Raw genomic sequence first — 18,713 nt, 5'->3', positions numbered from 1 at the left:
TTAACCAAACTCACGCAGGCGATGGGCCATTTTACGGAAGAACGAATCCTGGCTTTCATCGCGATCTTGTTTACCCGTAACCACCACAGTAGCGGTAGTCCCCGCAGGCCAGATGTTATCTTGTTGGTTGTCGAGACGAATACGTACCGGGACACGTTGCGCCAGACGCACCCATTCAAGGTTGGAATCGATGGTCGCCATCCCTTTGTCGTCACGCGTACTGCTGGCGTTGGTGACCCCGGCAGCGACGCTATCAACCGTACCTTTCAGCACTTTGTTACTGCCAAGCGGCGTGATCTCTGCGCGATACCCAGGGCGCACCCCTTCCAGCTTGGTTTCTTCCATATAGGCCAGCACATAGAAGGAGTTCTGTTTCACCAGCGCAACCGCCGTTGAGCCACGGGTAATAAACTCACCGGTATAGACGTTGAGGTTGGTCACCCAGCCATCCGCCGGTGCGCGGATCACCGTGCGTTCAAGATCCAGTATTGCCAGATCGCGGGTCGCCTGCGCTTTCGCTAACTGATGCAGAACCGTTTGTAGTACGTTGTTGGCCTGGTCTATCTCTTCGCGGGACATCGCCTGTATGCCGAGACGGTTACGACGTCCGGCCTCCTGGCGTTTCTCCTGTGCCAGCACCTGATAATAAGCAACATCGGCTTGCGCTTCCTCGAGCGCCTTTTGATAGCGCGGCTGATCGATGGTGAACAGTACCTGTCCTTTTTTCACCAGCTGGTTATCATGAACATTTACCTGAGTAATGAGTCCGGATACGTCCGGCGCGATCGCAACGACGTCGGCGCTAAAGCGTGCGTCACGCGTCCACGGGGATTCGGTGTAATAGACCCAGGCATTAAAAATTGCGATGAAGGCCAGAATGACTAATACGACCGTGATGGCCGTACGGGAGAATTTTCTTATTAGTGTTTTCACTTCAACCTCAAACGAACAGTCGCGATATCAAATAAAACAAGCAGCAATAGAGCGCGGTGTTGAACAACGCCGGATGCCAGACAAAGTCGTAGATACCTGTTGGCACAAGTACCCGGCGCACCAGCCAGAAAATCGCCAGTGATAAAAGCAATTCGAAAAATATCGGTGGGAAGGACAGCCCAAACACCACGATAACGGGAAACAGACTCATGTTGACCTTGGTTGTATAGAGAGAGCAGGCGTTATTATTTTCAGCATCTGTCGCCGCAGAGAAGGGCATGGAAAGCCGGGCGAGAGCAACATTGCTGTAGATTGATATTTAATATATTAGCGTAACTGTTATGCTGTTATCTATATTATGTGATCTAAATCACTTTTAAGTCAGAGTGAATAATGGAACGACTAAAACGCATGTCGGTGTTTGCCAAAGTAGTTGAATTTGGCTCTTTTACCGCCGCCGCCAGACAGCTACAGATGAGCGTTTCGTCCATCAGTCAGACGGTGTCTAAACTGGAAGATGAGTTGCAGGTAAAGTTGTTAAACCGCAGTACACGCAGCATTGGCCTGACCGAAGCAGGTAGAATTTACTACCAGGGCTGCCGTCGGATGCTCCATGAAGTGCAGGATGTCCATGAGCAACTGTATGCCTTCAATAACACGCCTATCGGGACGCTGCGCATTGGCTGTTCTTCAACTATGGCTCAAAATGTTCTCGCTGGGCTGACGGCAAAAATGTTGAAAGAGTACCCTGGTTTAAGCGTCAATCTGGTTACCGGAATTCCTGCACCCGACCTGATTGCCGACGGTCTGGATGTCGTGATCCGCGTCGGCGCGTTGCAGGATTCCAGCCTATTTTCCCGCCGTCTGGGGGCGATGCCGATGGTGGTGTGCGCCGCTAAAAGCTATCTCACACAGTATGGCGTACCGGAAAAACCCGCCGATCTAAGTAGCCATTCATGGCTTGAGTACAGCGTGCGTCCGGACAATGAATTTGAACTGATCGCGCCAGAAGGGATCTCGACTCGCCTCATCCCACAAGGACGGTTTGTCACTAACGATCCAATGACGCTGGTGCGCTGGTTAACGGCAGGCGCTGGGATCGCGTATGTCCCGCTGATGTGGGTGATCAATGAGATCAATCGTGGGGAGCTGGAGATCCTGCTGCCGCGTTATCAGTCGGATCCACGCCCGGTTTATGCACTGTATACCGAAAAAGATAAGCTGCCACTGAAGGTGCAGGTCGTGATCAACTCACTGACGGATTATTTTGTCGAGGTCGGTAAGTTGTTTCAGGAGATGCACGGGCGCGGGAAAGAGAAGTAATTCATGTGCGTGCCGGATAAGGCGTTTACGCCGCATCCGGCAACCAATGCCTGATGCGACGCTTACCGGCCTGGATAGATTACGCGGTACCGCCAACGGTCAGGTTGTCGACTTTAAGCGTCGGCTGGCCCACGCCAACTGGCAAGCTCTGCCCTTCTTTACCACAGACACCCACGCCGTTATCCAGTTTCAGGTCGTTGCCCACCATCGAAATTTGCTGCATGGTTTCGATACCGGAACCAATCAGCGTTGCGCCTTTCACCGGTTTCGTCACTTTGCCGTTTTCAATCAGATACGCTTCTGAGGTGGAGAAGACAAATTTGCCGGAGGTGATATCCACCTGACCGCCGCCGAAGTTCGGCGCATAGATGCCATACTCGACGGATTCAATGATTTCCTGCGGCGTCGATTTACCTGGCAGCATGTAGGTGTTGGTCATACGCGGCATGGGCAGGTGAGCATAGGATTCACGACGACCATTACCGGTCGGTGCCATACCCATTAAGCGAGCGTTGAGTTTATCCTGCATGTAACCTTTCAGGATCCCATTTTCAATCAGCACGTTGTACTGACCCGGCGTACCTTCGTCATCAATCGCCACCGAACCACGGCGATCAACCATCGTGCCATCATCCACTACCGTACACAGTTCAGATGCTACCAGTTCGCCGACCTGGCCACTAAAGACCGAAGTACCACGGCGGTTGAAGTCGCCTTCCAGACCGTGACCTACCGCTTCATGTAACAGCACGCCCGGCCAACCTGCGCCAAGTACTACCGGCATGGTGCCCGCAGGCGCGGCAACGGCAGAAAGATTGACCAGCGCCATACGCACTGCTTCTTTCGCCCATGCATCCGCACGGACTTCACCGTCGAGATCGGCAAGGAAAAATTCATAACCAAAACGACCGCCGCCGCCGCTGGCACCGCGTTCGCGTTTACCATCTTCTTCGACCAGAACGCTTACTGAGAGGCGCACCAGTGGACGCACATCTGCCGCCAGGGTGCCGTCGGTGGCCGCAACCAGAATTAATTCATAGACGCCACTGAGGCTGGCAGTCACTTCCTGTACGCGTTTGTCGGCCTCACGGGCAACTTTATCGACGCGACGTAAAATATCCAGTTTCTCCTCGCGACTCATACTTTGCAGCGGATCAAGCGAGGTATACAGCGGGCTATGCTCTACCGCGCCCAACGTCTGTACTTTGCCATCGCCACTGTCACGGACAATGGTACGCGCCGCTTGTGCGCTCTGTTCCAGGGCCAGCAGGCTGATTTGGTCGGCGTAAGCAAAACCGGTTTTTTCACCGCTGACTGCACGCACGCCAACGCCCTGATCGATGTTGTAAGAACCATCTTTGATAATGCGATCTTCTAAAACCCAGGATTCGTGATAGCTCGACTGAAAATAGAGATCGCCGTAATCGAGGCGACGTTCGGCCAGTTGACCGAGAATCGCGAACAAATCCTGATGTTTCAGGCCGTTCGCCGCTAGCAATTGTTCACTTACCAGGTTCAGACTCATCGTTTTTGTTACTCGTTAGTTACTTCGGTAGAGGATTTTTTACGGCTGCCGGATGCGGCGTAAACGCCTTATCCGACCTACGGTTATGTTCCGGTTTGTAGGCCTGATAAGACGCACAGCGTCGCATCAGGCAACGGCTGTCGGATGCGGCGTGAACGCCTTATCCGGCCTACGGTTATGTTCCGGCTCGTTGGCCTTTGGCAACGATTATCTAATGAGATTGGGGCAATTACGCGCCATCGTCAAATCATTGCGCTTTTTCTTTACGCGGTTGGCGCAATACTTCGTTGATTTGCGGAGCGTCCAGCGGACCAGAAATGTGGTAGCGCAAAATGGAGACTTTGCTCCACAGCGGCCCCAGCACTTTACTGGCAGCAAACACCGCCGCACCGACAATGGGATTAACCGCAAAGGCCGCAGCCACACCCACCGTCGCGGAAATTTCTGGTGCGACAACCGCCTCCATATTCAGATCGCGGCGTACCAGATTTACCGACCCTTTCATGGCGATATCCGCTTCCAGGCCATCCACCAGCGTGTCATCAGTGTGCATAACACCGTCTTTAATCCACGCCGTGCTGCGAATGGAGTCAAAATAGAAACCTTCGCCAAAGGTATCCCTGAAATCAAAGCGCAGCTTTCGCATCAGAGCATCGACGCTCAATAAGCGCAGCAATTGCCCGGCATGTCCGGTGCTGATGTCGGTAATTTCACCTTTGCCCAGTTGAGTATGGATGATGCCATTCAACGTTGCCTCATCCGGCTGCCACGGCGCTTTCCGCCAGTGTAAATCGTAATCCACATTAAATGACGACTGGCGTATTGGCGTCGTGACACCAAAAAATTCAGCAGCGGCATCAATTTTCTGCCCGCGTAATTTTCCTTTCAGCGAGGTACGTTCATTCCCCGGATTGTTAACCCATTCACCCTCGGCAGTAAGCCGCGAGAAACCGGTATCAATCAGTCCATTAGCCAGCGTTAACGTATCGCCAGAAATGGTGATATCGCTGTCGATGCGACCGAATTTTTGCCCCCAGAACCAGCATTCTGCGCAACGTATTTGCGCATCCGGCCAACCACGGAAGCTAATGCGCGCCGTAGTTGGGAAAGGTGACGACGGCGTGGAGTCACCACTGGTTTTCGCCACGCTGGGGTTGTAATAGAGATATTTAATCGTCGCCAGCCACGGCGCGTTATTGCGCATTGCCAGCGTAGCGTTGATTTCACGTCCTTGCGCCTCGACCTGAGTGCCATTTGCCATCGGTTGCGAAACAATACTCAGGTTATTCCATAGCTGATTTCCCAACGACAACGCTGGCGTACGCAACGTAATGTGCTGGGGAAAACTCACCGCACTACCGACTTTATCCGTCGCGCCTTTCTGGAAAAGCGCCAGCCACTCGGCACCATCCATCGGTGGCATATTTAACTCAACACCGCTTTGTTCCGGTAACGGCGGAAGCGTTTTACTGTCTGCCGCCCAAATAGCGCGATCGAGCGTCAGCTTTTGACCGAGCAACCAGCGGCTGTTGAAATGGTTATCCGCGCCAGCCTGTCCGGTTAATTCAAAGCTATTGAGGCTACCATCGACCTTAATATTAACCGGCAGCGGTTCGCCAGCAGGTTTGGCTAACGGCGATGGTAAGTGACTACTCACATTCTTCAGATCACCGTTCAGTTCTACGTTATACGTTGCGCCAGCATGATAAGGCAGCTCAATGCCCACTTTACCATTCCACGCCACGCTGCCGCTTAACGCTTCATTCACCGCTTCAGGCAGAACGTCAGTTTTCGCTGGCTGCCAGTTACCGTTGAGATTCACCGCGACCTGGTAGGCTTTCGCCCCTTCTTTGGTGGAAAAATCCACGTTCAGTGGCTGATTAAACCAGCTTGCTGTCAGTGGTTCGCTTTGCAGATCGCCATTGATAAAGCTGAATTTACCGCTCAAATTTTTCAGTGTGCTATCAAGTGGTTTGATAAACAGACTGTTATTACGCAGCGTCACTTCGCCTTTCGCTGTAACCAGTTCGCCGTTCAATGGGATATCGAGATGTAAGCGAGCATTCACATCGCCGTCGAGCTGGAGTTCTTGCAGGGTTGCTCCCAGAGAGTCTTTCAGCGGCGTCTCATCAAAGTAAGGACCAACCGCTTTGCCCGGACCTTTAATGTTAGCATCAATCAGCAATTTTTCTTTCGAGTAGTCAGGGATCACTGCGGTGAGATTACTCGCGCGCACGCCGCCCAGATTGACGCCATCGGTTTTCATCCATAAACCGTCGTTTATGAAGTCCAGTTCAATATCGAGATTAGTTAATGCTGGCCAGTCCGGCTGGAAGGCAAACTTCGCGTTACGCAGCGGCACCAGCACCTCAAACTGACCTTCGTTGTGTTTATAGGGGAAGAGTTGCGGATTGCCGCCATAAACCAGCGTCGCGTTATCCGCTTCACCACCCTGAATTGCGCCACTTAAGTAATCGACTAGCTCTTTCCCCATCAAGTTTTCCGGGAAATAGCGCCACGCTTGTGAACCATCATCGGTACTGATACCAGCCAGAATGCCCAGCCAGGGTTCATCATTAGTCGGTTGCAGGTAGCGGAAACCGCCGCGTGCATGGACGGCTTTGGCTTTAACATCTATGTTGCGGCCATCAAGCTGGAAACCTTTGTCGTTATTCAGCCAGCTTAGGGTCGCCTTACCGTCAGCAATTTCCAGCGGTGCGCGGAAAACTGTTTCGTAAGGCATTTTCGCCTGTTTCATGGACGCGGTCAGTAAACCATTTTCTACACTACCGGAAAGCGTCCCGGAGAAATGTTCCGCGCCCGGCAGTAATTTCCATTGCTTCCAGGCCAGATCGCTCCACGATGCCTGAAAGCGAGTCTTGTCTGCTGCCTGAAGCGGGATATCCAGCGCCAGGGTGTTGATCTTGCCGCTCGGTTGCGTAGACCGCCAGATGTCGCCCAGCGCAGGTGAAAGTTTTGCTGCCAGCGGACGAATACCTTCCAGCCCCGCCAGTTCCAGATTGCTGGCGCGAATCCGCAGTTCGTCACTGCGTTTATTGTCTTTGCCGCCAACATCCTGTTCCGGTATCCAGGCCAGCGTCAATGCCCCACTCGGCCAGCGTTTGCCATCCATCGTGATGCGGGTATCAGGAATAGAAAACTGCCAGCCGGGATGTTCACGCGTAATGTGTGCGGTGAGATTATCTACCGCCAGTGAATGCGTTTGCTTCTCGCCCAACCAGCTGGCACCGCCCTGTTTCAGCCAGACGTCACCGCCGGTTACATCGCCTTTGTCGATCGTCATCCAGCCTTCAAGGGAGAACTGCGCCGTTTCCAGCGCAATGTTGTCCTGCATCCATTTACCCAGCCACGGCTTCAGGTCAATATCATCAGCCTGTAGCCAGACGCGACCGTTGCTTAACAGCCCTTCGTCATCACGCAAATCCATGCGAACTTGCATCACGCCGTGCTGCCCGGTGAGGCTGGAGAGACTTACCTGGCCTTCCGCACGGTGTCGACGCGGATTGTTAAGCCAGGTGAGTTGCGGGATCGCCAGTTCGGCGCGCTGACCGGATGGCGTGAGGAAACTGACTTCGCTGTCGCGGAGATCGAAGTGATCAAACTGACGAAGAAACAGGTCGCTGATGTGGCTGGCTTCCAGACCATCATTACCACCACCGCTGGTGATGGGCGTATTGGTGCGGAAACGCAGTTGCCAGAAAGTCAGATCGCGAAACTGCCAGCGCATATGCAGCAGGCTCTGCCAGACATCCAGCGCCAGAGTGACGCGTTTGACAGAAAACTCACCGCCATCTTTCAGCTCCGCGCGAATGTCGCGCGCTTCAAGCGTGGGGCCAAAATTCTGCCAGCTGGCGGAAAGCTGGCTGGCTTCTACCGGCATGCCGGTAGCGGATTCAATTTTATTGAGGATTTCTGGACGCCAGGCATCAAGATGCGGCAAAGCAATACGCAGGCCGCTGACCAGCAGCGCAGCGATCACAACGAGCGCGGCTCCAGTAAGCAGTAAAATCCCCGGCAATCGCCTCACCCGTCACTCCTTGTCTGCTAAAAATGTGACTCAAAAAACATTGCCGGATGGCGGCCCAGCATTTGTTTACATCATGACGACGTCAAACTGCTCCTGGTTGTAGAGCGGTTCGATTTGTACTTTAACCTGCTTACCCACAAAAATTTCCACTTCCGCCAGCGAGTGCGACTCCTCGCCTTTCAAGGCCTCGGCAACTGCCGGAGAAGCATAGACCAGGAAACGGTCGGAGTCGTAAGCATGGTGCACGCGAACAATCTCGCGCATGATTTCATAGCACACGGTTTCCACGGTTTTCACCGTTCCGCGACCGTGGCAAGTTGGGCATTCGTTACACAATACATGTTCAATGCTTTCGCGGGTGCGTTTACGCGTCATTTCCACCAGCCCCAGCGCAGAGAAGCCGTTAACGCTGGTTTTCACCCGGTCTTTGCTCAACGCCTGCTCCAGCGAATGCAGTACCCGACGACGGTGATCTTCATTATTCATGTCGATGAAATCAATAATGATAATTCCGCCCAGGTTACGCAACCGTAACTGGCGAGCAATAGCCTGCGTCGCCTCAATATTGGTATTGAAGATAGTGTCGTCCAGATTGCGATGACCGACAAACGCCCCGGTATTGATGTCCACGGTGGTCATCGCTTCGGTCTGGTCGATAATCAGATAACCGCCAGACTTCAACTCAACTTTGCGTTCCAGCGCCCGCTGAATCTCGTTTTCGACGTCAAAGAGATCGAAAATCGGCTGGCGCCCCGTGTAATGCTCCAGCTTGCTGGTCATCTCGGGGATGTATTCCGAGGTGAACTCAAGTAATGCTTCGTAAGTCAGCCGTGAGTCAACGCGAATGCGGTCCAGCTCGGCATCGGCAAAATCACGCAGCACACGCTGCGCCAGCGCCAGTTCACCGTACAGTTGATAACGCGTCTGTGGGCGCTTTTTACGCTCCATGACTTTGGTCCAGACACGCTTCAGATAAGCGGCATCGGAGGCTAATTCAGCTTCGCCTACGCCTTCTGCCGCGGTACGGATGATAAATCCGCCCTGCTCGTCGCAATACTCGGCGACCACTTTTTTCAGGCGATCACGTTCGGATTCACTTTCGATGCGTTGGGAAACACCAACGTGGGACGCCCCTGGCATAAATACCAGATAACGGGAAGGCAGCGTGATGTCTGTGGTCAGGCGCGCGCCTTTAGTACCCAGAGGATCTTTCACTACCTGTACCATCAGATCTTGCCCCTGACGGACCAGTTCCGAAATGTCGCGCACCGTGAACTGCTTTTGTTCTTCACCCGCCACACATTCGGTGTGCGGCATGATGTCAGAAGCGTGTAGAAACGCAGCTTTATCCAGCCCAATATCTACAAAAGCCGCCTGCATACCCGGAAGTACGCGACTTACACGACCCTTGTAGATATTGCCTACTATTCCGCGTCGCGCCTCACGTTCAATATGAATTTCCTGCAGAATACCGCCATCAATATACGCCACTCGTGTTTCCGAAGGCGTTACGTTTACCAACAATTCAGCCGTCATGTTTATCCCTTTTCTCACGCAGTGCGTTAAAATTACTCAATAATTCACACGTTTCAACCAGCGGTAAGCCGACTACGGCGTGATAGCTGCCATTTATCTTCCTGACAAAACAACCACCAAGCCCCTGAATACCGTATGCACCTGCTTTATCTAACGGTTCACCGCTGGCGACATAGCCCGCGATATCTTCATCTGTTAACGTTCTGAAAGTCACATCGGTGACCACCAGGCAATCGAGAATGTGCTGACTGTCGGCCAACGCCACTGCCGTCATTACCTGATGAGTCTGTCCCGATAATTTGCGCAACATCTGCGCCGCATGATCTGCATCACGCGGTTTCTCCAGTACTTCGCCGTTCAGAATCACAATGGTATCCGCACCCAACACAGGGAGATCCTGCGCCGTTTGCGCGACGCCCGCCTGAGCCTTCTCGCGCGCCAGACGCACAACGTATTGCTGCGCGCTCTCCTGCGGAAAGCGTTGCTCCTCAATGCCCGTAACGATACGTTCGAAGGAAACGCCAAGTTGCGCAAGTAACTCCTGCCGACGCGGAGAACCGGAAGCTAAATACAGAGAAGTCATAGAAACCTTTATTATTGCACCGCAAACTGCTGACGAATTTTGCGCATCAGCATGAAAATCCACGGCCAGAGCACGCCATTGACAACACTACTCCAGAACACTTCCGGTCTGAAAGAGACGTTGATCACTAAAAACTCTGCCCAGAAAACAATAATATCCACAACCAACGAAAGCAACATGACGACCAGCGCCTGCTGCCACAATGCCAGATTACGGAAAAGCTGGAATTTCAGCGCGACCAGATAAGCAATGATACTCATCGACAACGCCCGTACACCGAGCGTGGAGCCACTGATCAGATCCAGTATGGCACCCATCACAAAACCTGTGCCCACATTTACGCGATGGGGCAAGGCGAGGCTCCAATACAATAAGATGAGCAAAACCCAGTTAGGCCGGAAAACGATAAGATTATCCGGCCAGGGCATAATTTGCAGTAATAACGCAATGAGGAAAGAGAGCCAGATAACCCAGCGTCCCTGGCTACGATAGCTCGCCACTATTGCCCTCCTGGCGTACGCGCAGGTGGTTGAGTACCACTCTGCGGCGGCGTAGCCCTTTGTGAAGAGCGGTCAGCGGCAGTACCTGTTGCAGGTTGCTGCGGGCTTGGCTGGGTAATTCCCGTTGCCGGTTCAGGCAGTTTTGGCCCCATTGCATCTGGCGAAGGCAACACCTGCGGCATCATTTGCATCAGGCGTTCATTAGCAACGCGATGCACCTCTTCCGGCGTCATCGGGTTGGCCCCGTTACGATCCGCCCCCCACAACAGAAGCAGATAACGTAAACGTTGCAGTCCCGCAGTCGGACGCGCCTGAATCACGGTATATGCGCGCTGGGTATCGAGTTTCACGGAAGAGACAACCGCCACCGGATAACCTTCCGGGAAACGACCGCCCAGACCTGAAGTCACCAATACATCACCAACACGAATATCAGTATTCGCTGGCAGGTGCTCAAGCTGTAAATCATCAGTACAGCCATTACCCGCCGCGATAACGCGGATATCATTACGCAGCACCTGAATCGGCAGCGCATGGGTCGCGTCGCAGATCAGCAGTACGCGGCTGGTCAGTTTCGCGACCGCCACCACCTGGCCGACCACACCTTTATCGCTAATGACTGGCTGGCCTTCGTAAACTCCGTTAACACTGCCTTTGTCAATAACAACCTGATCGCTGTACGGATCGTTAACAGTAGAGATAACCTGGGTCACCATCTTCTGCTCGTCCTGACGCAGCGGAGAACCCAGAAGCTCACGCAAGCGCGCGTTCTCCTGTTTATATTGTCCCAACATCAGCAGATCGCTGTTTTTCAGCAGCAACTCCTGACGTAACGCCCGGTTTTCAAGTTCTAGTTGGTCACGCGAGGCCAGCGTCTGCGATACGCCATCCAGCAATTCACGAGGAGCATTGGAAATAAAGTAGAAAGGACTGACAGCGGTATCCATATAGGTACGGATTTGACTGAAAGTCCCCAGGCGGCTGTCGGCAATAATAATGCCGAGCGCCACCAGCACCGCCAGAATAAGGCGAATCTGTAGCGACGGGCCACGGCTAAAAATTGGCTTCATAAGTTATGCGTATTCTCGTATCAGACCAGGCAGGATAAACAAACGCTTCCCCTGCCTGCATCCGATTACTCTTCGCTGAACAGGTCGCCGCCGTGCATGTCGATCATTTCCAGCGCCTTGCCGCCACCGCGCGCCACACAGGTCAGCGGATCTTCAGCAACAACGACTGGAATGCCGGTTTCTTCCATTAATAAACGGTCAAGGTTACGCAGCAATGCGCCACCGCCAGTGAGCACCATTCCGCGCTCAGAGATGTCGGAAGCCAGTTCCGGCGGACACTGTTCCAGCGCAACCATCACTGCGCTAACGATGCCGGTCAGCGGCTCTTGTAGCGCTTCGAGGATTTCGTTGGAGTTCAGCGTAAAGCCGCGTGGAACGCCTTCAGCCAGGTTACGACCACGAACTTCAATTTCACGCACTTCATCGCCCGGATAAGCCGAACCGATTTCGTGTTTAATACGCTCTGCTGTCGCTTCACCGATCAAGGAACCGTAGTTACGACGAACATAGTTGATAATGGCTTCGTCGAAGCGGTCACCGCCGATGCGTACAGAAGAGGAGTAAACCACGCCATTCAGCGAGATTACGGCAACTTCAGTAGTACCACCGCCGATATCAACCACCATGGAACCGGTCGCTTCAGAAACCGGCAGACCGGCGCCAATTGCCGCGGCCATCGGCTCTTCAATCAGGAACACTTCACGGGCGCCAGCGCCCTGCGCGGATTCACGAATTGCGCGGCGTTCAACCTGGGTTGCGCCAACCGGCACACAGACCAGAACGCGCGGGCTTGGGCGCATAAAGCTGTTGCTGTGCACTTGCTTAATGAAGTGCTGGAGCATTTTTTCAGTCACGAAGAAGTCAGCGATTACGCCATCTTTCATTGGGCGAATAGCAGCAATATTGCCCGGCGTACGGCCCAGCATCTGCTTCGCGTCATGACCAACTGCAGCCACGCTTTTTGGTGAACCGGCACGATCCTGACGAATGGCCACAACGGAAGGCTCATTCAATACGATGCCTTGTCCTTTTACATAAATGAGGGTATTCGCAGTACCCAAGTCAATGGACAAGTCATTGGAAAACATGCCACGAAATTTTTTCAACATACTAAGGGATAATCCTGAAAGCTGGGGCGGAAAAGAAAATCCGCTTACTTTACCAACCACACGCAGCAGCGACAAGGCGCAAAAATCATCTGCTACGGTGAAAATTAGTGCAGTTCGTTTCCTTTGTTACAAATCTCTGCCTGAGTCCAGATAAGGCTAAATGCGTCAACAGCATTCCTCGCCTGTTTGCAACTGCGTAAGGTCATTCATCTGCATATGTGCTGCAACAATCTGGCGAGCAGATAAGCACACTCCCACGAAACGCAGCGCGCGTTATTCTACGTGAAAACGGATCAAACGGCAGGTTAAACCGAGTATCTTTGTGAATATTTTTTCACGTTAGTATCAAGTGGCTGTGAGGACGCGAAAAAATCCCCCTGGCCACCCAAAACCCCGCGCTGAATCAGGGTCTGCCACTCGCTTCGCGAACGTACGCCAGTCGCGTAAACCTGGGTGTTGGTCCCGGAACAGGCTTCTACCATGCTCTGAACCAACAATTGGTTTTCCGTTCGCTTCTCAATATTTCTTACCAGCCCCGGATGAAGCTTGAGTAATTCGACATTAAGTTCTTTGATCCAACTGGTACTTACCAGCGTCAATCCAGCCTGGTTAACGGCAACTCGAACCCCTAAAGCATTCACCAAACGAATGACAGGTTGCAAGCGACCGATATGTTGACCAACATCAGCCTCTGCAAGTTCAATAATTATGCGTTTTCGTTGCGATTTTTCACACTGCATCAACGTATCGCGCAGCCAACGCTGGAAACGCGGGCGGATCAACGACTCAACGGTCACCTGAATCGCCAGATTTTCTTGCGGCCAATAGCGTAACAGCGGGATGAGACGACTGATTTGCAGGCGGTCATACTCTTCCGATAAACCAAACTGCAACACCATCGGCATATATTCCGCCGAGCTTACCTCTTCATTACCATCATAGATGCGGCACATAATTTCGCGATGATGAACCTGCCCCTCCCGGGTGACCGCAGGTTTTTGATAAAGCCTGGGCCCACCACGACTCAACATTTGTTCGATTAGCGTACGCCAGCGAACGTTGCCGCGCCCTTTTTCTGGTAATGAGTCATCGTAAATCGCCCAGCTATTACCACCCTGTAATCCCGCATTACGCGTGGCGGATTCGGCATGGTCCATCACTTGTTCTGTTTCCTGGCCGCTACGCCAGGCGCAGATGCCGATATGGATCATATCTTCACGATCGAGCATTTTATTGCTCGGTAAGGTATCAACCGCTTTGATCAACTGCCCGGCAATGCTCTCCGCCTCTTTTAAAGTCCGATGCGGCAACAGCGCGGCAAAATCGCTACGGTGATAGCGCGCCAGCAGTGCGCCTGGATAGCGCATCATAAATGTCGACAGCAGATTCGTCAGAGTGAAGAGCTGTTCTTCGGCCTGGCTGTGTCCCCACGTGTCGCTCAACATATTGAAATCAGGTAGACGGATCATCATCACGATCCCGTGAGTCCCTACCTTCTCTTGATCTTCCAGTAATGTAGCCAACTGGTTGTCGAAAAAGAGACGGTTATTGAGGCCGGTTTTGATGTCCTGCGCGGCGTAAGAGCGAATCAGCGTATCAAGACGGCTGTGCTGTTCACGCGCATTCTGAATTTCTGAAAGCAGCATATCCAGCGCACTGCTGGTCCCTGGCGGCCATTCATAGATGGAGCCAAGCACATTCGGCCCACGCTCCCCGTTTAAGATACGCGCCGAGCGAGTTTCCAGTAGTTCTTGCCCGGCAAGTTGCCGTTGCAACCAGCGTACTGCAAGGAAGAGCATAATAATGATAAAACCAATTGCCCCAGTGAGCGGCGCGGTGGTCATCAGCGAGTGAAAATAGTTTCCCATCGGGTCCTGATAAACCAGATGTAGCGACATTCCTGGATGTTTAACTAACGGAACGGTCAGTTCGCGAAACAGATCGCTGGTGCCAACAGGGCGGTAACTCCCCTGGCGGGAAAGGGTATAAACCTGTTTGTTATTGTGTAACAGGTCCACGCGAACGATATCTGCTGACATCATCAGTTCACTGATTTGTGGCCTCAGCGAGCTGAAATCAGACGACACCAGATGCGTATCGATCGCCGTCGCCACCGCCTGAACGCGATGGCTAAACTTATACTGAATCGCGTTATAGAAACTTAACGAGCAGCCCATCAGAGTCACAAAGATCGTTAACCCGGTGAGCAGCGTGACAAAGGCCGAAAATTTCGTCGTTAATCTCATCCTTGTGTTAACTCCGATAGTGAGGAAGCGGGCATACTAGCAAATCAGATTTATCTCGCAATTTATTGCGCTTCATCGACTTTGCTTTTCAATTAGCGAGTATAGTCTTCAGAAATTATTTTCCAATCCATCATGCACATGAGGACTTCTTATGCAGGCGTTACTTTTAGAACAGCAGGACGGTAAAACCCTCGCATCTGTACAGACTCTGGACGCAAGTCGCCTGCCGGAAGGCGATGTGACGGTCGATGTCCACTGGTCGAGCCTGAATTATAAAGATGCGCTGGCAATAACCGGTAAAGGAAAAATAATCCGCAATTTTCCGATGATTCCTGGTATCGACTTCGCCGGAACCGTACGCGCCAGTGAAGATCCTCGTTTTCATACTGGTCAAGAAGTGTTACTCACGGGCTGGGGAGTTGGTGAAAATCATTGGGGCGGACTGGCAGAACAAGCGCGTGTGAAAGGTGACTGGTTGGTTGCCATGCCGCAAGGTCTGGACGCGCGTAAAGCGATGATTATTGGTACTGCTGGGTTTACCGCCATGCTGTGCGTGCTGGCCCTGGAAGATGCCGGTATTCGTCCACAAGATGGCGAGATTGTGGTAACGGGCGCCAGCGGCGGCGTTGGTAGTGCTGCCGTGGCGCTGTTGCATAAGTTAGGTTATCAGGTGGTTGCTGTTTCCGGTCGCGAAAGTACCCATGAATATCTGAAAAGTTTAGGTGCCAGCCGAATTCTGCCACGTGATGAATTTGCTGAATCCCGTCCACTGGAAAAACAGCTTTGGGCCGGGGCGATTGACACTGTCGGCGACAAAGTGCTGGCGAAAGTGCTGGCGCAAATGAATTACGGCGGCTGCGTGGCGGCCTGTGGTCTGGCGGGTGGTTTTACTCTGCCAACCACGGTCATGCCATTTATTTTGCGTAATGTCCGTTTGCAAGGGGTGGATTCAGTGATGACACCACCAGCACGCCGTGCGCAAGCCTGGCAGCGTCTGGTTGCCGATTTACCGGAATTATTCTATACCCAGGCAGCAAAAGAGATTTCACTGTCTGATGCACCTAAATTTGCCGAGGCCATTATTAACAATCAGATCCAGGGCCGTACGCTGGTAAAAATCAGCAAATAAAATCAACACAGGATCCTTTGAGAGGGAACTCATTTTGAAATCGTTTTTCAACCGGTTAACAGGAAAAGCCGTTAGCAGGACGGCATTCGTTGAACATCTTGGTCATGAAGTGTTGAATCGCTATCCGCACTGGAAAGTCATGATTTCAACTAACCATAAATTGATGCGTATTGATACTGGCAACCAAACGCTGGAAATCACGCTTGACGAGGCCTATAAACGCTATCTGGCAGCACCCGATCCTCTCGAAAAGGTGGCGGAGGATATGCTCAAACAGCTTGTAGAAACATTACCGTCAGGACCATGCGTCATCCCGGTTATCAAAGAAAAAGCCTGGCTGGATACCGTTCGCCAACAGCTTAGCCAGTATGAGTCAGATCCAGAAATCCTCAACGCCTCTCTGGATTTTGCCTGGGAAGCATTTAATGATGAGTTAATTATCCTCTTTGCTGAAGATAGTAGCGAAACCATGCGCTTCCTGATGCGTCATGAAGTCACAATTGACCGCAGCGAAGCTATCAGTAATCTCATGCAAATACTGCCTGAAATTAGTGCTGAAATGCTGGATGAGGAAGCTATTGGCGGTAAGGTTGTGGCTCTCTCGGCTGGGGGAACCTATGAATCCAGCCTGCTGTTACTTGATGATCTTTGGGCACAAAACCCCGATCCTGCATGTGGCGAACTTTTGGTGACGATTCCTTCCCGCGGGAAGTTATTTTTTACCCATGCAGACGAGTCGTCGAATATCACTGCATTGCGTCAGATAACTGAACAACTCTATCGCGAAGATGAGCATTCTCTGACAACGCAGATATTTACTCGTCGGAACGGTCAATTCTTTCGCTGGGAAGAAACCTTGCATTAATGCCTGCCTCCACCATGCTTAAAAAAAGCTAGCTGGAGGATGCAATCATAAACCGCAAATACACCGACGCAGACATTACTGCCGAATCGGCTTTTTTTATGCAACGGCGCCAGATCCTGAAAGCATTAGGCATCAGCGCCGCCGCCCTCTCTTTACCAATTGCCGCCCACGCGGATTTGCTTGGCTGGTTCAAAGGGAACGATCGCCCGCCCGCGCCTGCCGGAAAACCCCTGGAGTTCAGCAAGCCTGCTGCCTGGCAAAATAACCTGCCACTGACGCCGGAAGATAAAGTTTCCGGCTACAACAATTTCTATGAATTTGGGCTGGATAAAGCCGATCCCGCCGCGAATGCTGGCAGCCTGAAAACCGATCCGTGGACGTTGAAAATCAGTGGTGAAGTCAGTAAACCGTTAACCCTCGACCACGATGCGCTAACCCGTCGATTCCCGTTAGAAGAGCGGATTTACCGGATGCGCTGCGTGGAAGCGTGGTCGATGGTGGTGCCGTGGATTGGTTTTCCGCTGCATAAACTGCTGGCGCTGGCAGAGCCGACCAGCAACGCGAAGTACGTCGCTTTCGAAACAATTTATGCACCGGAACAAATGCCCGGCCAGCAGGACAGGTTTATCGGCGGCGGTCTGAAATATCCCTATGTAGAAGGATTACGTCTCGACGAAGCAATGCATCCGCTCACGCTGATGACAGTCGGCGTCTACGGCAAGGCGCTACCGCCGCAAAATGGCGCGCCGATACGCCTGATTGTGCCATGGAAATATGGCTTTAAAGGCATCAAGTCGATAGTGAGCATTAAGCTGACCCGAGAACGCCCACCAACCACCTGGAATCTTTCGGCCCCCAACGAATACGGCTTTTACGCCAACGTTAATCCGCATGTTGATCACCCTCGCTGGTCGCAGGCCACTGAGCGATTTATCGGTTCAGGCGGCATCCTGGATGTGCAACGCCAACCGACACTACTATTTAACGGCTACGCCGATGAAGTCGCGTCACTTTATCGCGGACTGGATCTACGGGAGAACTTCTAAGTGCGTTTGACTGCAAAACAGGTTACCTGGCTGAAATTTTGCCTGCATCTTGCCGGATTTTTGCCGTTTGTCTGGCTGGTTTGGGCAATCAATCATGGCGGGCTAAGTGCCGACCCGGTGAAAGATATTCAGCATTTTACCGGTCGGACTGCGCTGAAATTTTTATTGGCGACGTTGTTAATTACCCCGCTGGCGCGCTACGCTAAGCAGCCATTATTGATACGCACCCGCCGCCTGTTAGGTTTATGGTGTTTCGCCTGGGCGACGCTGCACTTAACCAGTTATGCATTGCTGGAACTTGGCGTGAACAACCTGGCGTTATTCGGTCAGGAATTAATCACCCGACCTTATTTAACTCTGGGTATTATCAGTTGGTTGATTTTGCTTGCTTTAGCATTCACGTCTACACGAGCGATGCAGCGAAAACTAGGCAAACACTGGCAACAGTTACATAACTTCGTCTATCTTGTCGCGATCCTGGCCCCCATACATTATCTGTGGTCAGTGAAGGTTATCTCACCGCAGCCGATCATCTACGCCGGGCTGGCATTACTGCTTTTAGCCTTACGTTATAAGAAGTTCCGTCAATGGTGGCGCTAATTTCGTGAACTGTGCGGCTTATTGCAAATTACGCGACGTTGAAAGTTATTTACATGTTAGCTGTTGATTATCTTCCCTGATAAGACCAGTATTTAGCTGCCATTTGCTACGAAATCGTTATAATGTGCGACCTCGTTCTCCCTGAGGCAGCTTTTAAGCTGCTGAAAAGGTGACAATGGCGCAACGAAGGTATATTTTGT

At 52.3% G+C, this 18,713-nt stretch carries 15 protein-coding genes; 5 read left to right on the top strand and 10 right to left on the bottom strand.

Annotated elements, in window-relative coordinates:
* Together aaeA and aaeX are read right to left on the bottom strand one after the other, a co-directional pair.
* Nucleotides 1-933 (bottom strand): p-hydroxybenzoic acid efflux pump subunit AaeA, encoded by a 933-nt coding sequence (gene aaeA / locus D9741_RS00170; RefSeq protein ID WP_130219166.1) that lies wholly within the window; start codon nucleotides 931-933, stop codon nucleotides 1-3.
* A gap of 7 nt (nucleotides 934-940) precedes the next feature.
* Nucleotides 941-1,144 carry a p-hydroxybenzoic acid efflux pump operon protein AaeX gene (gene aaeX, locus D9741_RS00165; RefSeq protein ID WP_000051841.1) on the bottom strand — a complete coding sequence of 68 codons (204 nt, stop codon included), beginning with the start codon at nucleotides 1,142-1,144 and terminating at the stop codon, nucleotides 941-943.
* Between the two features lie 182 nt (nucleotides 1,145-1,326).
* On the opposite strand from aaeX, the gene aaeR reads away from it, so the two are divergent.
* A complete protein-coding gene (gene aaeR, locus D9741_RS00160) occupies nucleotides 1,327-2,256 on the top strand; it encodes an HTH-type transcriptional activator AaeR (RefSeq protein ID WP_130204526.1) in 930 nt (309 codons plus the stop codon).
* A 79-nt stretch (nucleotides 2,257-2,335) separates the two neighbouring features.
* Here aaeR and tldD read toward each other — a convergent pair whose 3' ends face one another.
* The 8 genes from tldD to csrD form a co-directional block, all read right to left on the bottom strand.
* Nucleotides 2,336-3,781, bottom strand: coding sequence for a metalloprotease TldD (gene tldD, locus D9741_RS00155; protein ID WP_130204524.1), 1,446 nt, complete (start codon nucleotides 3,779-3,781; stop codon nucleotides 2,336-2,338).
* A gap of 247 nt (nucleotides 3,782-4,028) precedes the next feature.
* The gene (gene yhdP / locus D9741_RS00150) at nucleotides 4,029-7,829 is read right to left on the bottom strand and encodes an AsmA2 domain-containing protein YhdP (RefSeq protein WP_130219164.1); all 3,801 of its coding nucleotides are present in this window, start codon (nucleotides 7,827-7,829) and stop codon (nucleotides 4,029-4,031) included.
* A 66-nt stretch (nucleotides 7,830-7,895) separates the two neighbouring features.
* Nucleotides 7,896-9,365, bottom strand: coding sequence for a ribonuclease G (rng, locus tag D9741_RS00145; protein ID WP_064529486.1), 1,470 nt, complete (start codon nucleotides 9,363-9,365; stop codon nucleotides 7,896-7,898).
* Nucleotides 9,355-9,948 carry a nucleoside triphosphate pyrophosphatase YhdE gene (yhdE, locus tag D9741_RS00140; protein WP_130219162.1) on the bottom strand — a complete coding sequence of 198 codons (594 nt, stop codon included), beginning with the start codon at nucleotides 9,946-9,948 and terminating at the stop codon, nucleotides 9,355-9,357. Before yhdE ends, rng begins: the two co-directional genes overlap by 11 nt.
* Nucleotides 9,949-9,959: 11 nt before the next feature.
* Nucleotides 9,960-10,448: a rod shape-determining protein MreD gene (mreD, locus tag D9741_RS00135; RefSeq protein WP_130204518.1), complete on the bottom strand. Its 489-nt coding sequence runs from the start codon at nucleotides 10,446-10,448 to the stop codon at nucleotides 9,960-9,962.
* Complete coding sequence (mreC, locus tag D9741_RS00130; protein WP_130219160.1) at nucleotides 10,448-11,518, bottom strand: rod shape-determining protein MreC; 1,071 nt, start codon at nucleotides 11,516-11,518, stop codon at nucleotides 10,448-10,450. Before mreC ends, mreD begins: the two co-directional genes overlap by 1 nt.
* A 65-nt stretch (nucleotides 11,519-11,583) precedes the next feature.
* The gene (mreB, locus tag D9741_RS00125) at nucleotides 11,584-12,627 is read right to left on the bottom strand and encodes a rod shape-determining protein MreB (RefSeq protein WP_000913396.1); all 1,044 of its coding nucleotides are present in this window, start codon (nucleotides 12,625-12,627) and stop codon (nucleotides 11,584-11,586) included.
* A gap of 305 nt (nucleotides 12,628-12,932) precedes the next feature.
* Nucleotides 12,933-14,873 carry an RNase E specificity factor CsrD gene (csrD, locus tag D9741_RS00120; RefSeq protein WP_130219158.1) on the bottom strand — a complete coding sequence of 647 codons (1,941 nt, stop codon included), beginning with the start codon at nucleotides 14,871-14,873 and terminating at the stop codon, nucleotides 12,933-12,935.
* A 151-nt stretch (nucleotides 14,874-15,024) separates the two neighbouring features.
* Here csrD and D9741_RS00115 point away from each other — a divergent pair, with 151 nt between their 5' ends.
* From D9741_RS00115 to msrQ, 4 genes are read left to right on the top strand one after another with little or no spacing between them, the layout of a single operon-like run.
* Complete coding sequence (locus D9741_RS00115; protein WP_130219156.1) at nucleotides 15,025-16,002, top strand: oxidoreductase; 978 nt, start codon at nucleotides 15,025-15,027, stop codon at nucleotides 16,000-16,002.
* A gap of 34 nt (nucleotides 16,003-16,036) precedes the next feature.
* Entirely contained in the window at nucleotides 16,037-16,867 is an 831-nt protein-coding gene (locus D9741_RS00110) for a hypothetical protein (RefSeq protein ID WP_130219154.1), read from the top strand.
* A gap of 44 nt (nucleotides 16,868-16,911) precedes the next feature.
* A complete protein-coding gene (msrP, locus tag D9741_RS00105; RefSeq protein WP_130219152.1) occupies nucleotides 16,912-17,913 on the top strand; it encodes a protein-methionine-sulfoxide reductase catalytic subunit MsrP in 1,002 nt (333 codons plus the stop codon).
* Nucleotides 17,914-18,513, top strand: coding sequence for a protein-methionine-sulfoxide reductase heme-binding subunit MsrQ (gene msrQ / locus D9741_RS00100; protein WP_130219150.1), 600 nt, complete (start codon nucleotides 17,914-17,916; stop codon nucleotides 18,511-18,513). It abuts the gene before it with no gap.
* Nucleotides 18,514-18,713 lie beyond the last annotated feature (200 nt).

Origin of the sequence: Escherichia sp. E14V7 (assembly GCF_004212225.1) — a bacterium.
Classification (GTDB): Bacteria; Pseudomonadota; Gammaproteobacteria; order Enterobacterales; family Enterobacteriaceae; genus Escherichia.
Note: the sequence above shows the minus strand (reverse complement) of the source record. Positions and strands in the feature narration are given on the sequence as shown.